Below are 17,589 nucleotides of genomic sequence, written 5' to 3'. Positions count from 1 at the left end.
TTGCATGCTTCCTGATATCGGCGGCGCAGAACTTCTGGTCATCGCCGCGGTCGCCCTGATCGTGGTCGGCCCCAAGGACCTGCCTGTTCTCCTGCGCAAGCTGGGCCAGTTCGTCGGCAAGATCCGCGGCATGGCCAACGAGTTCCGCGCCAGCTTCGACGAGATGGCCCGCCAGTCCGAGCTCGACGACCTGCGTCGCGAAGTCGAGGCCATGCGCGCCGGCCAGTACGCCAATCCCGTGCAGGTCGCCGTCGACGAGGCCAAGGACGCCAATGTCGACCAGGTGTTCGCCGACATCGACGCCAGCCTCAACAGCGGTTCTGTGCAGGCCCACCCCTACGCCGCGCATAATCCCGAGCCGGTGGCCGACGCGGCCGCCACGCTCGAGCCGCCGGCCAAGCCGGTCCGCAAGCGCGCGCCCAAGGCGGTCGCCGAGCCGACCGTCGAGATCGTCGCCAAGAAGCCGCGCGCCAAGGCCGCCTCCAAGGATGTCGGCATCGCCGCCAAGCCTAAAGCCGCCAAGGCCAAAGTCGCCGCGCCGGCCGCCAAGCCGGTCCGCAAGCGCACCACCAAGACCGCCGCCTCCAGCTCGGACATCGTTTCGTGAGCAATTCGATCGGACATGATCCGGAAGACGAGATCGAGGCCTCGCGCGCCCCGCTGCTCGAGCACCTGACCGAGCTGCGCTCGCGCCTGATCGTCTGCGTGGTGGCGCTGTTCGTCGGCTTCGGCGTCTGCTTCTACTTCTCCGACCAGATCTTCCTGTTCCTGGTGAAGCCCTTCACCGTCGGCCAGCAACTGCTGGCGGCGCAGCACTCGGGCGGCAAGCACGGTCCGTTCGACCTGCTGCTGGCGCTCGTCGGGCTGAAGGACATCCCGATGGGCAACGCCAAGGCCCTCGAGCTGGTCTACACCGCCGCCCTGGAATTCTTCTTCACCAAGATCAAGCTGGCGGGCTTCGGCGCCGTGGTCGTGACCTTCCCGGTCCTGGCCTGGCAGCTTTATCGCTTTGTGGCGCCGGGTCTCTACAAGAACGAGCGGGGGGCCTTCCTGCCGTTCCTGCTGGCCTCGCCGTTCATGTTCATCCTGGGCGCGGCGCTGGTCTACTACGTGATGCTGCCGTTCGTGCTGTGGTTCTCGATGAGCCAGCAGATCTCCACGACCGCCATCAACATCCAGCTGCTGCCCAAGGTCTCGGACTACCTGACCCTGGTGACCTCGCTGCTGCTGGCTTTCGGCCTGTGCTTCCAGCTGCCGGTGGTGGTGTCGCTGCTCGGCATGGCCGGGATCATCGATTCCAAGATGCTGCGCGCCGGTCGCCGCTACGCCATCGTCGGCGTGTTCATCGCCGCCGCCATCCTGACCCCGCCCGATCCCATCAGCCAGCTGACCCTGGCGATCCCCATGTGCCTGCTCTACGAGATCGGCATCTGGTGCGTGTGGCTGATCGAGCGCAGCCGCGCCAAGCGCGAGGCCGAGGAAAGCAAGGACGTGGTGGCGGTCTAGGCTGTCGTTTGACAATCCAGACCGTCGGTCCCAGGCTTACGTCATGGCGACGATGAACGTCTCTTTGTCGAAAGCTGACGAGGATTGGGTCGAGGAACGGGCCCGAACCGATCGCTACGACACGCCCGCCGATTATGTGCGGGACCTGATCGAGCGTGATCGCATACGCCACGCCAAGATCCAGGCCATGCAGGGATTGGTCGACGAGGCCTTGGCGTCCGGCGACAGCGAGCATGGCATGTCCGAGATCCTTGAGATCGCTCGGGCGCGGGCCAGCGCACTTGGCCTATAGGCTCAGTCGCCGGGCCAGGGACGATCTCGTCGACATCTATATCGAAGGCGTACGCGCTTTTGGCCGACAGCAGGCCGAGCGCTATCACGCGGGCCTTGAAGAGGTCTTCGGCCTTCTGGAAGCCTTTCCTCGGGCCGCGCCCGAACGCTCCGAGATCACGCCTCCGGTGCGCATCCATCCCTACAAGTCGCACGTCATCGTCTACGTGGTAGACGGAAGCGACGTGCGTGTGCTGCGCATTCGGCATGCTCAGGAGGATTGGAGCGCCGATCCCGTCGGCTGAACGTAGCGCGAAAAGGTTGGCGCCCTTGCCGACGCGCCTTAGAGAAGGGCGTTTCTTAACGACTTCCTGCCGAGCTCATTCCGATGCACGACATCAAGGCCATCCGCGAAAATACCGAAGCCTATGAAGCCGCGTGGTCGGCCAAGGGACGGTCGGGCGCGGCGTCGGAAGCCGTCAAGCTCGACGCCCAGCTGCGCGCGGCCCAGACCGCCCTGCAAGAAGCCCAGGCCAAGCGCAACGAAAGCTCCAAGCTGATCGGCATGGCCAAGGCCAAGACGGATGAGGCCGAAGCCGCCCGCCTGATGGCCGAGGTCGAGGCGCTAAAGGGCCGCATGGCCGAGGCCTCGGAAGAAGAGCACTTGGTCGGCGCCAAGCTGAAGGACCTGCTGGCGTCCTTGCCCAACATCCCCGCCGCCGAAGTGCCCGAAGGCGAGGACGAGGCCGGCAATGTCGAGCAGCGCCGCTGGGGCGACGCCTCCAAGCTGCCGGCCGGCCGCCTGAACCAGCCCAAGGACCACGTCGACCTGGGCGCGGCCCTGGGCGGCATGGACTTCGAGGCCGCCGCCCGCATGAGCGGCGCGCGCTTCGTGGTGCTCAAGAAGGAGATCGCCCGGCTCGAACGGGCCCTTGGCCAGTTTATGCTCGACCTGCAGACGGTGGAGCACGGCTACACCGAAGTCAGCCCGCCGGTCCTGGTCAAGGACGACGCCCTGTTCGGCACCGGCCAGCTGCCGAAGTTCGCCGAGGACCTTTTCCGCACCACCGGCGACCACTGGCTGATCCCGACCGCCGAGGTGTCGCTGACCAACCTCGTGCGTGAACAGATCACCGGCGAGGAAGAGCTGCCGCTGCGCCTGACGGCCCTGACCTACTGCTTCCGCTCGGAAGCCGGCGCCTCGGGCCGCGACACGCGCGGCATGATCCGCCAGCACCAGTTCCAGAAGGTCGAGCTCGTTTCGATCACCACGCCCGACCAGTCGGAAGCCGAGCACGAGCGCATGGTCGAGTGCGCCGAGACCGTGCTGAAGAAGCTGGAGCTGCCCTTCCGCACCATGCTGCTGTGCAAGGGCGATATGGGCTTTGGCGCGCGCAAGACCTACGACCTGGAAGTCTGGCTGCCCAGCCAGGCGACCTTCCGCGAGATCAGCTCGTGCTCCAACTGCGGCGACTTCCAGGCCCGCCGCATGGACGCCCGCTACAAGAAGGCCGGCGAGAAGGGCACGCACTACGTCCACACCCTCAACGGCTCGGGCCTGGCCGTCGGCCGCACGCTCGTGGCCGTGCTGGAGAACTACCAGGACGAAGCTGGCCGCATCGCCATTCCGGCCGTGCTGCAACCTTACATGGGCGGCCTGACCCACATCGGGGGCGCTGCGTGAGGATCCTCCTCACCAACGACGACGGCATCCACGCTCCGGGGCTTGAGGCCCTGGAGCGCATCGCCGCGGCCCTGTCGGACGACGTCTGGGTCGTCGCGCCGGAATATGAGCAGTCGGGCGCCAGCCGCGCTCTGACCCTGGCCGACCCGCTGCGGGTGCGGAAGATCAGCGAGCGCCGCTTCGCCGTCGAGGGCACGCCCACCGACTGCGTGGCGCTGGCCTTCCAGGAACTGGTCCAGGGCGCGCGTCCGGATCTGGTGCTGTCGGGCGTCAACCGCGGCCAGAACCTGGCCGAAGACGTAACCCTGTCGGGCACAGTCGCCGGCGCCATCGAGGGCATGGTGCTGGGCGTCCCGGCCATCGCCCTGTCGCAGGCCATGACCTATTTCGCCGACGAGGTCGTCGCCCACTGGGAAACGGCCGAGCACTTCGCGCCGGGCATCATCCGCCGCCTGCTGGAAGTGGGCTGGCCGTCGGACGTGGTGATGAACGTCAACTTCCCGCCGATCCCGCCCGAGCGCGTCGATGCCGTGGAAGTGACCCGCCAAGGCTTCCGCGACTCGCACTTGCGGCGCATTGAAAAGCGGACCGACCTACGTGGTCGCGACTACTACTGGACCGGCTTCACCGCCAAGCCGTCCAATCCGCCGGAGGGCACCGATCTGAAGGCCGTTTACGAAGGGCGCATCTCGGTGACGCCCCTGCATATCGACCTGACGCACAACGCCACCGTCGCGGCCCTCAAGGGCGTGCTGGGCGGGGCGCCCCCCAAGCTCGCCTCCAAGCCGGAGCCTGGCCTGTGATGGCGAGCGCCAAGCGTCCGGAAACGCCTGAAGCGCTGCTGAAGCGACTGCTCGACGCCCTGAGGGCTCAAGGCGTCACCGATCCCAACGTGCTGTCGGCGATCGAGAAGACCCCGCGCGACCTGTTCACGCCCGATCTCTTCAAGGAGCGGTCGTGGGAGGACTCGGCCCTGCCGATCGCCTGCGGCCAGACCATCAGCCAGCCGTTCATCGTCGGCCTGATGACCCAGGCCCTGACGGTGGAGCCGCGCTGCCGGGTGCTCGAGATCGGCACCGGCTCGGGCTACCAGACCGCGATCCTCAGCCGCGTGTCGCGTCTCGTCTACACGGTCGAGCGCTATCGCACGCTGATGAAGGAGGCCGAGGCGCGCTTTGCGACCTTGGGCCTGACCAACGTCATCACCAAGTTCGGCGACGGCTGGGAAGGCTGGCGCGAGCAGGCGCCTTTTGACCGTATTATGGTCACGGCTGCGGCGCAGGAAGAACCTAAGGGGCTTCTGGCTCAGCTCAAGCCCAACGGCGTGCTCGTCGCGCCCGTTGGTCGCGGGCCTGTCCAGAGCCTTCGCCGCTATGCCGGCGACGGGAAGGGGGGCTTCACGGTCGAAGCCCTGTGCGACGTGCGTTTCGTCCCGATCCTGGAAGGCGTCGCCCGCGAGTAGTGCGGGCCCGGCGTCCACAGGTTCGGCGACGTCGTGCGTATTTGGTTAAGGTTTGATTTACCCTTGCGGCGGCGACTTGAAGGCTCCGCGAGGAAAGGAGAGGTCATGAGGCAGTTGTGGACGCAAGCGGCGGTGATCGCGCTGACGGCTGGAACGCTCGCGGCCTGCGAGACGACCGGCGCCCAGTATCCGACCCGCGCCGACACCGGCGTCAGCCCGCCGCTCGTCCAGGCTCCGCCCGCCGTCCAGACCACGCCGCCGGCCGCTCAGCCGCCTGAGGACGACGCCCCGCCGGTGACAGCGCCGGTCGCCGCCGGCGCCGTGTCCAGCCAGCCGCTGTCGCCGGTGCCCTCCGACATTCCGCCGCCGCCCCCGCCGCCGGCCGACAGCCGTCCGATCCCGGCGCCGGCGCCCGTGCAGCAGCAGCCGGCCATGCGTCCGGTCGTGGTGACCGTCACCGGCGGCAAGGTCGTCGACGTCAGCGGCGGCCCGCAGACCTACACCGTCCAGTCCGGCGACGGCCTCGACGCTATCGGCCGCAAGATGGGCATCTCGCGCGCCGAACTGGCCAAGCTGAACGACCTGGAAGAGCCCTATCGCCTCAAGCCCGGCCAGAAGCTGAAGGGCCCCTCGACCAAGGCGAAAGCCTATGTGGTCGAGAGCGGCGACACCCTCAGCGCCATCGCCCGCCGCTTCAGCGTCACGCCGGTGGCCCTGGCCGACGAGAACGACATGGGCAGCGGCGCCTCGATCCGCGCCGGCCAGAAGATTCGCCTGCCGGAAGGCTACAAGGACAAGGGGCCGTCCAAGACCACGGTGATGCAGCCGGTTCCTGGCGGTTCGCCCACCCTGGCCGGCGCCGCGCCGGCGCCGACCCGCACGCCGACCGCCTCGGCCCCGTCGATCGGCTCGCGTCCGGTCGCCGCGCCGCCGCCGTCGCGCCCGGTCGTCGACGACGAGCCGGCCCCCGCCGCCACGACCACCACGACCGTCAGCATCACCGGCAAGGTGATCGAGGTCGCCGGCAAGCCGAAGATCCACACGGTGAAGTCGGGCGACGCCATCGACTCCATCGCCCGCGATCTGGGCACCACCCGCAAGGACCTGGTCGAGGACAACGACCTGAAGGCCCCGTACCTGATCCGTCCGGGCCAGAAGCTCAAAGGCCCGGCCACCACCGACAAGGCCTATGTGGCCGAAAGCGGCGACACCCTGGCCGGCATCGCCAAGCGCTTCAACGTCAGCGTTTCGGCCCTGGCCAAGGAAAACAACCTGCGCACCGGCGCGTCGGTCAAGAAGGGCCAGAAGGTCGTCCTGCCCGACGGCTATAAGGACCGCGGCCCGATCCGCACCACGGTGACAACGCCTGCGCCGCGCCCCTCGACCCCGGCCCCGACCGCCCAGCCCCCCATCGGTGCTTCGCCGGCGCCCGCGCCGTCGACCAGCGGCCTGCCGTCCAGCCCGCGGCCCTACACGCCGTCGGGTTCGGCCTCCAGCTATCCGCGTCCCAGCGCGCCGGTCTCGGCCCAGCCGATCACCCCGCCGCCGGCGCCCTCGCGTCCGATCATCGAGAGCAGCGCCCCGCCGACCGAGGCCGAGATCACGGCCGCCGGCCGCGGCCGCTTCGTCTGGCCGGTGCGTGGCGAGACCATTTCGGACTTCGGCCCCAAGGGCACCGGCCAGCGCAACGACGGCCTCAACATCCGCGCCTCGGCCGGCGCGCCGGTCAAGGCCGCCGCCTCGGGCGAGGTGGTCTATGCCGGCAACCAGGTGCCGGGCTTCGGCAATCTCGTGTTGGTCAAGCACGCCGACGGCTGGGTCACGGCCTACGCCCACCTGGCCACCACCGACGTCAAGATGCGCCAGCAGGTCGGCCAGGGCGAACAGCTCGGCACGGTCGGGCAGACCGGCGGCGTCAACGAGCCCCAGCTGCACTTCGAGGTCCGCTACGCCCCGACCCCGAAGGACAAGGCCAAGCCGATCGACCCGGGCCTGGTGCTGCCGCGCTAAGGTCGGCTTTCGGACTACGAGAAAGGCCTCCGGGACGTCCCGGAGGCCTTTTTCTTTGGTCCTTCGTCATCCCGGATAAGCCGCTGCGGGCTTTCCGGGATGACGTGCATGGGGGAGGCGAGGGGCAGCGCAGCCTCGCCTACTTCACCACCCCGCAGGCGCTGCGCGCGCCGGCGCCGCCGATCGGCTGGCTGGTGTGGTCGTCGGGGCTGGCGTGGATGACGATGGCCGAGCCGTCGGCGTCCAGCAGGGCCGGGCGGCCGCCGGCGCCCTTCAGCGACACCAGGGGCGAGAACACTTCGGTCACGGCGCTGCCGTCGGCGGCGGCGTAGAGGTTGGGCAGGTCGCCGTTGTCGTTGCCGTTCGGGTTCAGCAGGCCGTGGACCACAGTGGCCGTGGTGTGCACGTGGGCGCCGGCCGACTTGAAGTCAGGCGCGCCGCAGTCGCCCTTCTCGTGGAAGTGCAGGCCGTGCCAGCCGGGCGTCAGGCCCTTGGCCTCGATCTTCAGCAGCACGCCGTGCGGGGCTTCGGTGATCGTCCCCGTACCGATGGTCTTGCCGTCCGCGCCCTTGATCTCGGCGGTCGCGGTGGCGGGCGCTTCGGCGGCGGAGGCCGTGGTGGCGGCCACGAGGCCGGCGGCGAGGAAAAGGGCGGTCAGACGCATGAACTGCTCCTGCATTCGTAAGGGACGCATGGGGCCGCGAAGGTGGCGCCGTCCGTGTCAGAATGCTAACTGTTTCCGACTGTTCCGTGTTCGATTCTGACGGCGAAAAATCCCCTTGAACGACGATCAAAACACTCTGCCTCCCGAAGGGCCGCGCGGAGACATCGCCCCGATCAACATCGAGGACGAGCTGCGCCGCTCGTATCTCGATTACGCGATGAGCGTCATCGTCAGCCGCGCCCTTCCGGACGCGCGCGACGGCCTCAAGCCGGTGCACCGCCGGGTGCTGTTCTCGATGCACGAGCAGGGCCAGACGCCCGAGCGCCCGTACGTCAAGTCGGCCCGCGTCGTCGGTGACGTCATGGGTAAGTATCACCCGCACGGCGACGCCTCGATCTACTTCACCCTGGTGCGCATGACGCAGTCGTTCTCGATGGGCCTGGTGCTCATCGACGGCCAGGGCAACTTCGGCTCGGTCGACGGCGATATGCCTGCCGCCATGCGATACACCGAGTGCCGCATGGCGCCGCCGGCCATGTCGCTGCTGGCCGACCTGGACAAGGACACGGTCGATTTCGCCGACAACTACGACGGCAAGGAGCAGGAACCCACCGTCCTGCCGTCGCGGATCCCCAACCTGCTGGTCAACGGCGCGGGCGGCATCGCCGTCGGCATGGCCACCAACATTCCGCCGCATAACCTGGGCGAAGTCATCGACGCCTGCCTGCTGCTGATCGACGAGCCCGAGGTCACCACCGACCAGCTGCTCGACCTCGTGCCCGGCCCGGACTTCCCGACCGGCGGCGAGATCATCGGCCGCTCGCCGCCGCGCAACGCGCTGCTGACCGGCCGCGGCTCGGTCGTCATGCGCGGCGTGGCCAGCGTCGACGAGATCCGCACCGGCCGCGAAGCCATCATCATCACCGAGATCCCGTATCAGGTGAACAAGGCCAACCTCGTCGAGCACATCGCCGAGCTGGTCCGCGACAAGAAGATCGAGGGCGTCGCCGACATCCGCGACGAGTCCAACCGCGACGGCATGCGTATCGTGGTCGAGCTCAAGCGCGACGCCTCGGGCGAGGTGATCCTCAACCAGCTCTACCGCTTCACGGCGCTGCAAAGCTCGTTCGGCGTCAACATGCTGGCCCTGAACCGCGGCCGTCCCGAGCAGATGGGCCTGCGCAAGCTCCTGGAAGTGTTCGTCGAGTTCCGCGAGGAAGTCGTCGTCCGCCGCACCAAGTTCGAGCTGGGCAAGGCCCGCGACCGCGGCCACGTCTTGGTCGGTCTGGCTATCGCCGTGGCCAACATCGACGAGTTCATCCACATCATCCGCTCGTCCAAGGACCCGGCCGAGGCGCGTGAGCGCCTGGTGGCCAAGGCCTGGCCGATGGGCGACATGCTGCCGCTTGTCGAGCTGATCGCCGACCCGCGCTCGGTGCTGGAAGACGGCGACTTCATCCGCCTGACCGACGAGCAGGCCCGCGCCATCCTGGCCCTGACCCTGTCGCGCCTGACCGGCCTTGGCCGTGACGAGATCGGCAACGAGGCCGCTCTGCTGGCCGAAGCCATCCGCGGCTATCTCGAACTGCTCTCCGACCGCGCCAACATCATGGCCGTGGTTCGCGAGGAACTGGTCGAGGTGAAGGACAAGTTCGCCATTCCGCGCCGCTGCCAGATCGTCGACGGCGACGCCGACATGGAAGACGAGGACCTGATCGTCCGCGAGGACATGGTGATCACCGTGACCATGGGCGGCTACGTCAAGCGCACGCCGCTGGCCAACTACCGCACCCAGCACCGGGGCGGGAAGGGCAAGTCGGGCATGGCCACCAAGGACGAGGACGCCGTCACCCGCGTGTTCTCGGCATCGACCCACGCGCCGCTGCTGTTCTTCACCTCGGGCGGCAAGGTCTACAAGATGAAGGTGTGGCGCCTGCCGCTGGGCGCCGCCAACTCGCGCGGCAAGGCGTTCGTGAACCTGCTGCCGATCGAGCCGGGCGAGACGATCACCTCGATCCTGACCCTGCCCGAGGACGAGGCCACCTGGGACGGCCTGGACGTGATGTTCGCCACCCGCTCGGGCAGCGTGCGTCGCAACAAGCTGTCGGACTTCGTCGACGTCCGCCGCAACGGCAAGATCGCCATGAAGCTGGACGAAGGCGACGGCATCGTCGGCGTCGCCGTCTGCAACGGCGACCAGGATGTGCTGCTGACCACGGCGGCCGGCCGCTGCATCCGCTTCTCGGTCGACGAGGTGCGGGTGTTCGCCAGCCGCGACTCCACCGGCGTGCGCGGCGTGAAGCTGGCCTCGGGCGACACCGTCATCTCGATGGCCGTGCTGCGCAGCGTCGACGCCACCCCGGCCGAACGCGCCGCCTATCTCAAGCACCAGCGCGCCCTGCTGCGCGCCGCCAACGGCGAGGAGGGCGACGAGGCCCCCGCGCCGGAGGAGACCGACGAAGAGGCCGGCGAGGCCACTCTCACGGTCGAGCGCATCGCCGAGCTGGGCGCGGCCGAGGAAATCATCCTCACCATCTCGTCGGAAGGCTACGGCAAGCGCACCAGCGCCTACGACTTCCGCCGCACCGGTCGCGGCGGCCAGGGCCTCGCGGCTCAGGACCTGTCCAAGCGCGGCGGCAAGCTGGTGGGCTCGTTCCCGGTCGATGAAAGCGACCAAATCCTGCTGGTGACGGACGCGGGTCAGCTGATACGGTGCCCCGTCGCGCAAATTCGTGTTGCGGCGCGGAATACTCAGGGCGTAACCGTCTTCCGCACGGCGGCGGACGAGCATGTCGTGAGCGTCGAACGTCTGGCCGAGGCCGGCGGCGACGAAGGGCAGGACGACGCAAACGGGGCGGACGAGACCCCGTAAGTCAAAGGCGCAGGGGGTTTCATGCGTATCGGTCTTTATCCCGGGACCTTCGATCCGGTCACTAACGGCCACCTCGACATCATCGGTCGGGCGGTCAAGCTGGTGGACAAGCTGGTCATCGGGGTAGCCGTCAACATCGGCAAGAACCCCCTGTTCTCGCTCGACGAGCGGGTCGCCATGCTGCAACGCGAGACGGCCCACCTGAAGGGTGCGGCCATCGAGGTCCGCCCCTTCGACAGCCTGCTGATCCACTTCGCCCGCGAGGTGAACGCCCAGATGATCGTCCGCGGCCTGCGGGCCGTGGCCGACTTCGAATACGAATTCCAGATGACCGCGATGAACCAGCAGATGGATCGCGAGATCGAGACCGTCTTCCTGATGGCCGACCCGCGCCACCAGGCCATCGCCTCCAAGCTGGTCAAGGAAATCGCCTCGCTCGACGGCGAAGTCGGCAAGTTCGTCAGCCCCGGCGTCGCCACCGACCTGATCGCCAAGATCAAGGCGCGGTGACCCAAAGATCCTCCCCCGCTGGGGGAGGTGTCGCCGAAGGCGACGGAGGGGGGCGTTTTCAGCTGCCGCTGCGCCTGAAGTTCTCTCCCACCGATCGCTGCACGATCGCATCCCCCAAGCGGGAGGTCCGTTGCGCCCATCGCCCACAAGTGGCCGAAATCATCGACAAAGCTTGTGGTTCCGCTCCGCCCGTTCTACGCGGGGCGACGAGATCTGTTCGGGGAAATCCATGAAGTCTGCGTTCCGCGTTCTCGGCGTCGCCGCCCTGGCGCTCGTTTCGGCTACGGCCGCCTCCGCTCAAGTCGCCGAATGGCGTACGCCCGATCCGGAGAACGTGCTGGTCGTCGAGACCAACAAGGGTCGCATCGTCGCCGAGCTGGTTCCCGAGGCCGCGCCGGGCCATGTCGAGCGCGTGCGCGAATTGGCGCGGGCCGGCTTCTATGACGGCCTGACCTTCTTCCGCGTCATCGACACCTTCATGGCCCAGACGGGCGACCCCAAGAACGACGGCACCGGCGGCTCGGACAAGCCCGACCTGACGGCCGAGTTCAGCTTCCGCCGCCCCGGTTCGGGCGGTTCGTTCGCACCGGCCGGCAAGGTCGGCTCGCTGGAGACCGGATTCGTCGGCCCGCTGGCCGTGACCAGCCAGTCGTCGATGCTGGCGGCCATGACCGCCGACGGCAAGGTGCAGGCCTGGGCCAACTTCTGCCCCGGCGTGCTGGGTATGGCCCGCGCCGGCGACCCCAACAGCGCCAACAGCCAGTTCTTCTTCATGCGCCAGCACTATCCGTCGCTGGAGAAGGCCTACACCGGCTTTGGCCGCGTGCTGTCGGGCCTGGAAGTCGTGCGCGCCATCAAGACCGGCGAGCCGGTCGCTGACCCGCAGGACAAGATGCTGAGCGTCAAGGTGCTCGCCGACATCCCGGCCGACAAGCGCCCGACCGTGCAGGTGATGGACACCCGCAGCGCCGCCTTCGCCGAAGTCGTCAAGAAGAAGCAGGCCGAGCTTGGCGCCGGCTACAACATCTGCGACGTGGAAGTACCCGCGAAGGTCAGCAAGTAAGCCGAGGTCGACTGAATGCGCCTGCCGATCGTCTCCGCCGTCGCTCTCCTGGCCGCCGCGGCGGTCGTTCCGGCGGCGCAGGCCGCGCCCAAGGCCAAGCGGGCCAAGACCGCCGCCGCCGCCGTTGCGGCGCCGGCCGGTCCTCGCGAATCCGACTGGCGCACCCCCGCGCCGGACACGGTGATGGTCATCGACAGCACCAAGGGCCGGATCCTCGTCGAACTGGTCCCCGAGGTCGCGCCCGCCCACGTGGCGCGCCTGCAGGAGCTGACCCGCGAGGGCGTCTACGACCGGCGCACCTTCTTCCGGGTCATCGACCGGTTCATGGCCCAGACCGGCGACCCGGAGGACACCGGGCAGGGGGCTTCGAGCAAGCCCAACCTCAAGGCCGAGTTCACCTTCCGTCGCGACCAGGCCCTGCCGTTCGTGGTCGCCGCCTCGCCGGCCGGCACGGAGGTCGGCTTCCTGAGGTCGCTGCCCGTGGTCAGCCAGGCGCTGAGCTGGAACACCATGACCAGCGACAAGAAGGTCGCCGCCTGGGGGACCTACTGCCCGGGCGTCCTGGGCATGGCCCGCGACGACGCGCCCGACAGCGCCAACAGCCAGTTCTTCCTGATGCGCCAGCCCTATCCGTCGCTGGACAAGCGCTACACCGCGTTCGGCCGGGTGATCTCGGGCCTGGAGGTGGTGCGGGCCATCAAGACCGGCGAGCCGGTGCCCGACCCGCAGGACGAGATGACCAGGGTGCGCCTGCTGTCCGACATCCCGGAAGCCGAGCGTCCCAAGGTGCGGGTGATCGACCCGAATGGCGCCTGGTTCCGGGGCCAGATCGCGGCCGTGCGCCGGGCCAAGGGCGCGGATTTCTCGGTCTGCGACCTGGAAGTGCCCGTCAGCGTTCAGTAACGGCGGTTCACAGCCGCTTTGCGGCGGGCTAAACAGCGCCAGACTCAATTTTTCCGGCGGGCATGCCCGCCAAACCCCGTACCGAAGGGACGACCATGTCGGCTGACCTCGAAAACACCCTGATCCTGACGCTCGAGACCGGTCCGGTCACCATCCAGCTGCGTCCCGACCTGGCCCCCGGCCACGTCGAGCGGATCAAGGAACTGGTCCGCGAGGGCTTCTATGACGGCGTCGTCTTCCACCGCGTGATCCCGGGCTTCATGGCCCAGGGCGGCGATCCGACCGGCACCGGCCGCGGCGGCTCCTCGAAGCCCGACCTGAAGGCCGAGTTCTCGGCCGAGCCGCACGTCCGCGGCGTCTGCTCGATGGCCCGCACGCCGGATCCGAACTCGGCCAACAGCCAGTTCTTCATCTGCTTCGACGACGCCACCTTCCTCGACAAGCAGTACACCGTCTGGGGCGTGGTCACCGACGGCATGGATCACGTCGACAGCCTGCCCAAGGGCGAGCCGCCCCGCGCGCCGGGCAAGATCGTCAGCGCCAAGATCGCCGCCGACGCCTAAAGTCAAAAAGAGGGCCCCTTCGGAAACGAAAGGGGCCCTTTTCTTTGGAGGCGGCATGATCGTTCATCCGGATCCGCCGCGCGCCGCCTACCAGGAGGCGCATCGGCGCTATCATACGCAGGCTCACATCGACGACTGCCTGGCCAGGTTGGCGGCGGTCGACGGACTGGGCGATCGCGAGCGCGACCTGCTGGTCCAGGCGATCTGGTGGCACGACGCCGTCTACGACCCGCTTCGTCCCGACAACGAGGCCCGCAGCGCCGACCTGGCCCGCGAGGCCCTGGCCGCGGCCGAGGCGCCCGAAGCCGACATCGCCGAGGTCGAGCGCCTCATCCTGCTGACCAAGGGCCACACGGTGGAGGCGGGCGACCGGCTGGGCGCCCTGATGGTGTCGATCGACCTGTCGATCCTTGGCGCGGCGCCCGAAGCCTACGCCGCTTATGCCCAGGCTATCCGCGAGGAGTACGCGGCCGTGCCGGAGGAGATATATCGCGCTGGCCGGGCCAGGGTGCTGGAAAGCTTCCTGGCCGCGCCGGTGCTGTTTCCCGATCCCGCTTTCGCGAAGGCGCTGGACGCCCAGGCCCTTCGCAACCTCGCCGCCGAGATCGCCGAACTCACCCGCGCCTGAGCGTGATCACCACCGGCCGGTGGTCCGAGCCCAGGTGCGGGCCGCGCTTGACCGACACCGTCTTCCACTGCTTGCCGGCGTAGAGGTGGTCGATCGGCATGAACGGGAAGGGCGCCTTCAGCAGGCGGGTGAACGAGCCCGACGGCCAGGAGGGCAGGGCGAGCGTGCGCCGCTCCAGGCCAAACAGCCTGTCCTGACGCCGCAGGCTCCACGACCAGGGCGTCGAGTTGAAGTCGCCGGCGACGATCATCGCCTTCTTGTCGAAGCCGTCCAGCATCTGCGCCAGGCGACGGCTCTGGGCCTGCTGGGCGCCGGCCGGGATCGGCCAGACATAGTGGGTGGCCACCACCGTGAACGGGCCGTTCGCATCGGCCAGGGTGGCCCAGGCCACTGACAGCGGTCGCTCGCGATCATAGACGCCGCCCCGGGCGACCATCTTCTTCTTGCTGAAGATCCAGGTGTCGCACGGGCGGGTGTTGCCCACGCAGGAGACGACGAACGGATAGAGCCGGCGCAGCGGGCCGATCAGCGGCCAGGCGCTGCCGCCGCCTTCCTCGACGAAGAGGACGTCGGGGTCTTCGGCCAGCACCCATTCCAGCGCCTCCGTCGGGTCGTCGTTCGAGGCCCAGACGTTGAACTGCATGACCTTCAGCGTGGCGGGGCCCGGATCGAGCTTGCGGGTCTGGGCCGCGATCAGTTCCGGCGCCATCAGGCCGCCGTGGGCCAGGATCGCGATGACGCCCATGACGATGATCGCCCAGCGCTCGCTGCGCCGCGAGACGACGGCCCCGACCAGGGCGCCGGCGAGGCCCACCACCAGCCAGACCGGCGCGAAGTGGTTGGCCACGTCCAGCCGGTCGCTGAAGGCGCCGCCGAGGCCGGCCAGGCCGAGCGCCAGGGCCAGCAGGACCAGGGCCAGGGCCGTGCCGCGGCAGAAGAGGCGGGCAAGGTGCAGGATCAGTTGCATGACTTCGCCCTTAGCACGAGCCGACGACGGTCGTGTAAGCCGGCGTACATTTCGAGGGACCTGGGAGGGCGGTTGCGCAGCCGCGCGGCGCCGAAGCGGCCGCGCCGCGCCTTGACCTTGCGCCCCCTTCGTGGCCTTGAAGCCGGCCCATGCGCCTTTCCGACTTCGACTTTCACCTTCCCGACGACAACATCGCCCTGCGCCCGGCCGAGCCGCGCGACAGCGCGCGCTTTCTCGTCGTGCGCCCGGGGCAGGACCTCGAGGACCACATCGTCCGCGAGCTGCCCGATTTCCTGCGCGCCGGCGACGCCCTGGTGTTCAACGACACCCGGGTGATCCCCGCGCGCCTGTCGGGCCTGCGCGAGGGGCGCACGACCGGCGGAGCCGACGGAACCCCGGTGGCCGTCGAGGCGACCCTGCACCGCCGCATCGCCCCCGACCGCTGGAGCGCCTTCATGCGCCCGGGCAAGCGCCTGAAGGCCGGCGACCGCGTGGCCTTCGCCGCCGAGGGCTCGGTCGCGTGCGAGGCCGAGCGCCTGGACGCCACGGTGGTCGAGAAGCACGAGGGCGGCGAGGTCGTTCTGGCCTTCGACCTGTCGGGTCCTGACCTGGACATCGGCATCGCCCGGCATGGGATGATGCCGCTGCCGCCGTACATCGCCGCCAAGCGGGCCGAGGACGACCGCGACCGCGCCGACTACCAGACCGTCTACGCCCGCGAGGACGGCTCGGTGGCCGCGCCGACGGCCGGTTTGCACTTCACGCCGGACCTGCTGGAGGCGCTGAAGGCCAAGGACGTGTCCCTGCACTTCGTCACCCTGCACGTGGGGGCGGGCACCTTCCTGCCGGTGAAGACCGACGAGGTTTCCGAGCACAAGATGCACGCCGAGTTCGGCGAGGTGAGCCAGGAGACGGCGGACGCCTTGAACGCGGTCCATGCCGCCGGCGGCCGCATCGTCTGCGTCGGCACTACGTCCCTTCGCCTGATCGAGAGCGCCACGGGCGAGGACGGCGTTGTCCGCCCGTTCGCCGACGAGACGGCGATCTTCATCACGCCGGGTTATCGTTTCCGGGCGGTCGACGTGCTGATGACCAATTTCCACCTGCCCAAGTCGACCCTGTTCATGCTGGTCAGCGCATTTGCCGGCCGCAAGACGATGCGCGCGGCCTATGAGCACGCCATATCGACGGGCTACCGCTTCTATTCCTATGGCGACGGCTCTCTGCTGTTCCGCGCCGAAACCGAGACCGTCTAGATGGCCGCCTTTCCCTTCGAGATCAAAGCCACGGACGGCAAGGCCCGGACGGGCGTGCTGAAGACCCCGCGCGGCGACATCCGCACGCCGGCCTTCATGCCGGTGGGCACGGCCGGCACGGTCAAGGCCCTGACGGTCGACCAGGTCAAGGACACGGGCGCCGACATCATCCTGGGCAACACCTATCACCTGATGCTGCGGCCGACGGCCGAGCGGGTGAAGCGCCTGGGCGGGCTGCACAAGTTCATGCGCTGGGACAAGCCGATCCTGACCGACAGCGGCGGCTTCCAGGTGATGAGCCTGTCGGGGATCAGCAAGGTCACCGAAGAGGCCGTGACCTTCGCCAGCCACATCGACGGGACCAAGCACGTGCTGAGCCCCGAGCGGTCGATGGAGATCCAGGCCGACCTGCTGGGATCCGACATCGTCATGCAGCTGGACGAGTGCGTGGCCTGGCCGGCCGAGGAGAAGCGGGCCCGCGAGGGGATGGAGCTTTCGGCGCGCTGGGGCCTGCGCTCCAAGACCGCCTTCGGCGCGCGGTACACCCAGGCCCTGTTTGGCATCCAGCAGGGCTCGACCTTCGAGAACCTGCGCCGCGAGTCGTCCGAGCGCCTGCAGGAGATCGGCTTCGACGGCTACGCCATCGGCGGCCTGGCCGTGGGCGAAGGCCACGAGGCGATGTGCGAGGTGCTGGACTACGCGCCGGGCCTGCTGCCGGCCGATCGCCCGCGATACCTGATGGGCGTGGGCAAGCCGATCGACCTGGTCGAGGCCGTCTATCGCGGCGTCGACATGTTCGACTGCGTGCTGCCGACCCGCTCGGGCCGCCACGGCCAGGCCTGGACCTGGGACGGGGCGATCAACATCAAGAACGCCCGCTTCGCCGAGGACGAGAGCCCGCTGGATCCGACCAGCGACTGCCCGGCCAGCCGCGACTATTCCAAGGCCTATCTGCGCCACCTGTTCAAGGCCGAGGAGATCCTGGGGCAGGTGCTGCTGTCGTGGCACAACATCGCCTTCTTCCAGGCCCTGACGGCCGCCATGCGCGCGGCCATCGAAGAGGGGCGTTTCGAGCAGTTCCGCCGGGACTTCGCGGCGCGCCAGAAGGGCGGTTGAGGAGGAACCTCCCCCTGTGGGGGAGGCGATCGCGTCAGCGATCGGTGGGGGGAGACTTTCCGACGCCTCGAGAGCTGAAAACGGCCCCCCTCCGTCCGCTTCGCGGACACCTCCC

18 protein-coding genes are annotated in these 17,589 nt (G+C 68.7%); 16 read left to right on the top strand and 2 right to left on the bottom strand.

The genetic code is table 11. The annotated features are described in order from the left end of the window. The first annotated feature begins 4 nt into the window (after window positions 1–4). The 8 genes from tatB to dipM all read left to right on the top strand — a co-directional run bounded on the left by tatB (window position 5) and on the right by dipM (window position 6,932). A complete protein-coding gene (gene tatB / locus SGCZBJ_RS02580) occupies window positions 5–607 on the top strand; it encodes a Sec-independent protein translocase protein TatB (RefSeq protein ID WP_101716474.1) in 603 nt (200 codons plus the stop codon). Beyond that, window positions 604–1,506 carry a twin-arginine translocase subunit TatC gene (tatC, locus tag SGCZBJ_RS02575; RefSeq protein ID WP_101716473.1) on the top strand — a complete coding sequence of 301 codons (903 nt, stop codon included), beginning with the start codon at window positions 604–606 and terminating at the stop codon, window positions 1,504–1,506. The genes tatB and tatC overlap by 4 nt, the downstream gene beginning before the upstream one ends. A 43-nt stretch (window positions 1,507–1,549) precedes the next feature. Then, the gene (locus SGCZBJ_RS02570; protein ID WP_101716472.1) at window positions 1,550–1,798 is read left to right on the top strand and encodes a ribbon-helix-helix domain-containing protein; all 249 of its coding nucleotides are present in this window, start codon (window positions 1,550–1,552) and stop codon (window positions 1,796–1,798) included. Then, the gene (locus tag SGCZBJ_RS02565; protein WP_240621394.1) at window positions 1,788–2,081 is read left to right on the top strand and encodes a type II toxin-antitoxin system RelE/ParE family toxin; all 294 of its coding nucleotides are present in this window, start codon (window positions 1,788–1,790) and stop codon (window positions 2,079–2,081) included. Before SGCZBJ_RS02570 ends, SGCZBJ_RS02565 begins: the two co-directional genes overlap by 11 nt. 83 nt (window positions 2,082–2,164) lie before the next feature. Then, complete coding sequence (gene serS, locus SGCZBJ_RS02560; protein WP_101716470.1) at window positions 2,165–3,460, top strand: serine--tRNA ligase; 1,296 nt, start codon at window positions 2,165–2,167, stop codon at window positions 3,458–3,460. After that, complete coding sequence (gene surE / locus SGCZBJ_RS02555) at window positions 3,457–4,263, top strand: 5'/3'-nucleotidase SurE (protein WP_101716469.1); 807 nt, start codon at window positions 3,457–3,459, stop codon at window positions 4,261–4,263. Before serS ends, surE begins: the two co-directional genes overlap by 4 nt. Then, a complete protein-coding gene (locus SGCZBJ_RS02550; RefSeq protein ID WP_101716468.1) occupies window positions 4,263–4,922 on the top strand; it encodes a protein-L-isoaspartate(D-aspartate) O-methyltransferase in 660 nt (219 codons plus the stop codon). The genes surE and SGCZBJ_RS02550 overlap by 1 nt, the downstream gene beginning before the upstream one ends. 105 nt (window positions 4,923–5,027) lie before the next feature. Further along, complete coding sequence (dipM, locus tag SGCZBJ_RS02545; RefSeq protein WP_101716467.1) at window positions 5,028–6,932, top strand: cell division endopeptidase DipM; 1,905 nt, start codon at window positions 5,028–5,030, stop codon at window positions 6,930–6,932. Window positions 6,933–7,071: 139 nt separating this feature from the next. Here dipM and sodC read toward each other — a convergent pair whose 3' ends face one another. Beyond that, window positions 7,072–7,596 (bottom strand): superoxide dismutase[Cu-Zn], encoded by a 525-nt coding sequence (sodC, locus tag SGCZBJ_RS02540; RefSeq protein WP_101716619.1) that lies wholly within the window; start codon window positions 7,594–7,596, stop codon window positions 7,072–7,074. A 115-nt stretch (window positions 7,597–7,711) separates the two neighbouring features. On the opposite strand from sodC, the gene gyrA reads away from it, so the two are divergent. The 6 genes from gyrA (at window position 7,712) to SGCZBJ_RS02510 (ending at window position 14,135) form a co-directional block, all read left to right on the top strand. After that, window positions 7,712–10,468 carry a DNA gyrase subunit A gene (gyrA, locus tag SGCZBJ_RS02535; protein ID WP_101716466.1) on the top strand — a complete coding sequence of 919 codons (2,757 nt, stop codon included), beginning with the start codon at window positions 7,712–7,714 and terminating at the stop codon, window positions 10,466–10,468. 21 nt (window positions 10,469–10,489) lie between these two features. After that, window positions 10,490–10,978: a pantetheine-phosphate adenylyltransferase gene (gene coaD / locus SGCZBJ_RS02530; RefSeq protein ID WP_101716465.1), complete on the top strand. Its 489-nt coding sequence runs from the start codon at window positions 10,490–10,492 to the stop codon at window positions 10,976–10,978. A 229-nt stretch (window positions 10,979–11,207) separates the two neighbouring features. Next, on the top strand, window positions 11,208–12,041 hold the full coding sequence (locus SGCZBJ_RS02525; protein WP_101716464.1) for a peptidylprolyl isomerase: 834 nt from the start codon (window positions 11,208–11,210) through the stop codon (window positions 12,039–12,041). Between the two features lie 15 nt (window positions 12,042–12,056). Beyond that, the gene (locus tag SGCZBJ_RS02520) at window positions 12,057–12,944 is read left to right on the top strand and encodes a peptidylprolyl isomerase (protein ID WP_101716463.1); all 888 of its coding nucleotides are present in this window, start codon (window positions 12,057–12,059) and stop codon (window positions 12,942–12,944) included. Between the two features lie 95 nt (window positions 12,945–13,039). Beyond that, entirely contained in the window at window positions 13,040–13,507 is a 468-nt protein-coding gene (locus SGCZBJ_RS02515) for a peptidylprolyl isomerase (protein ID WP_101716462.1), read from the top strand. Window positions 13,508–13,562: 55 nt separating this feature from the next. Further along, entirely contained in the window at window positions 13,563–14,135 is a 573-nt protein-coding gene (locus SGCZBJ_RS02510) for an HD domain-containing protein (RefSeq protein ID WP_101716461.1), read from the top strand. Here the strand turns inward: SGCZBJ_RS02510 and SGCZBJ_RS02505 are convergent. Then, window positions 14,122–15,102, bottom strand: coding sequence for an endonuclease/exonuclease/phosphatase family protein (locus tag SGCZBJ_RS02505; RefSeq protein WP_101716460.1), 981 nt, complete (start codon window positions 15,100–15,102; stop codon window positions 14,122–14,124). The genes SGCZBJ_RS02510 and SGCZBJ_RS02505 overlap by 14 nt on opposite strands. A gap of 149 nt (window positions 15,103–15,251) precedes the next feature. On the opposite strand from SGCZBJ_RS02505, the gene queA reads away from it, so the two are divergent. Further along, complete coding sequence (gene queA, locus SGCZBJ_RS02500) at window positions 15,252–16,358, top strand: tRNA preQ1(34) S-adenosylmethionine ribosyltransferase-isomerase QueA (protein ID WP_101716459.1); 1,107 nt, start codon at window positions 15,252–15,254, stop codon at window positions 16,356–16,358. Further along, complete coding sequence (gene tgt / locus SGCZBJ_RS02495) at window positions 16,359–17,474, top strand: tRNA guanosine(34) transglycosylase Tgt (protein ID WP_101716458.1); 1,116 nt, start codon at window positions 16,359–16,361, stop codon at window positions 17,472–17,474. The last annotated feature ends 115 nt before the right edge of the window (window positions 17,475–17,589 follow it).

Source organism: Caulobacter zeae (assembly GCF_002858925.1).
In the GTDB taxonomy this organism is placed as follows: domain Bacteria; phylum Pseudomonadota; class Alphaproteobacteria; order Caulobacterales; family Caulobacteraceae; genus Caulobacter; species Caulobacter zeae.
Note: the sequence above shows the minus strand (reverse complement) of the source record. Positions and strands in the feature narration are given on the sequence as shown.

What these genes read in the sequence shown, in the direction of transcription:
- SGCZBJ_RS02525 (WP_101716464.1), top strand. Translation starts at nt 11,208, where the DNA reads ATGAAGTCTGCGTTCCGCGTTCTCGGCGTCGCCGCCCTGGCGCTCGTT.
- serS (WP_101716470.1), top strand. Translation starts at nt 2,165, where the DNA reads ATGCACGACATCAAGGCCATCCGCGAAAATACCGAAGCCTATGAAGCC.
- coaD (WP_101716465.1), top strand. Translation starts at nt 10,490, where the DNA reads ATGCGTATCGGTCTTTATCCCGGGACCTTCGATCCGGTCACTAACGGC.
- SGCZBJ_RS02510 (WP_101716461.1), top strand. Translation starts at nt 13,563, where the DNA reads ATGATCGTTCATCCGGATCCGCCGCGCGCCGCCTACCAGGAGGCGCAT.
- SGCZBJ_RS02515 (WP_101716462.1), top strand. Translation starts at nt 13,040, where the DNA reads ATGTCGGCTGACCTCGAAAACACCCTGATCCTGACGCTCGAGACCGGT.
- dipM (WP_101716467.1), top strand. Translation starts at nt 5,028, where the DNA reads ATGAGGCAGTTGTGGACGCAAGCGGCGGTGATCGCGCTGACGGCTGGA.
- tgt (WP_101716458.1), top strand. Translation starts at nt 16,359, where the DNA reads ATGGCCGCCTTTCCCTTCGAGATCAAAGCCACGGACGGCAAGGCCCGG.
- tatB (WP_101716474.1), top strand. Translation starts at nt 5, where the DNA reads ATGCTTCCTGATATCGGCGGCGCAGAACTTCTGGTCATCGCCGCGGTC.
- SGCZBJ_RS02570 (WP_101716472.1), top strand. Translation starts at nt 1,550, where the DNA reads ATGGCGACGATGAACGTCTCTTTGTCGAAAGCTGACGAGGATTGGGTC.
- sodC (WP_101716619.1), bottom strand. Translation starts at nt 7,596, where the DNA reads ATGCGTCTGACCGCCCTTTTCCTCGCCGCCGGCCTCGTGGCCGCCACC.
- SGCZBJ_RS02505 (WP_101716460.1), bottom strand. Translation starts at nt 15,102, where the DNA reads ATGCAACTGATCCTGCACCTTGCCCGCCTCTTCTGCCGCGGCACGGCC.
- queA (WP_101716459.1), top strand. Translation starts at nt 15,252, where the DNA reads ATGCGCCTTTCCGACTTCGACTTTCACCTTCCCGACGACAACATCGCC.
- SGCZBJ_RS02520 (WP_101716463.1), top strand. Translation starts at nt 12,057, where the DNA reads ATGCGCCTGCCGATCGTCTCCGCCGTCGCTCTCCTGGCCGCCGCGGCG.
- SGCZBJ_RS02550 (WP_101716468.1), top strand. Translation starts at nt 4,263, where the DNA reads ATGGCGAGCGCCAAGCGTCCGGAAACGCCTGAAGCGCTGCTGAAGCGA.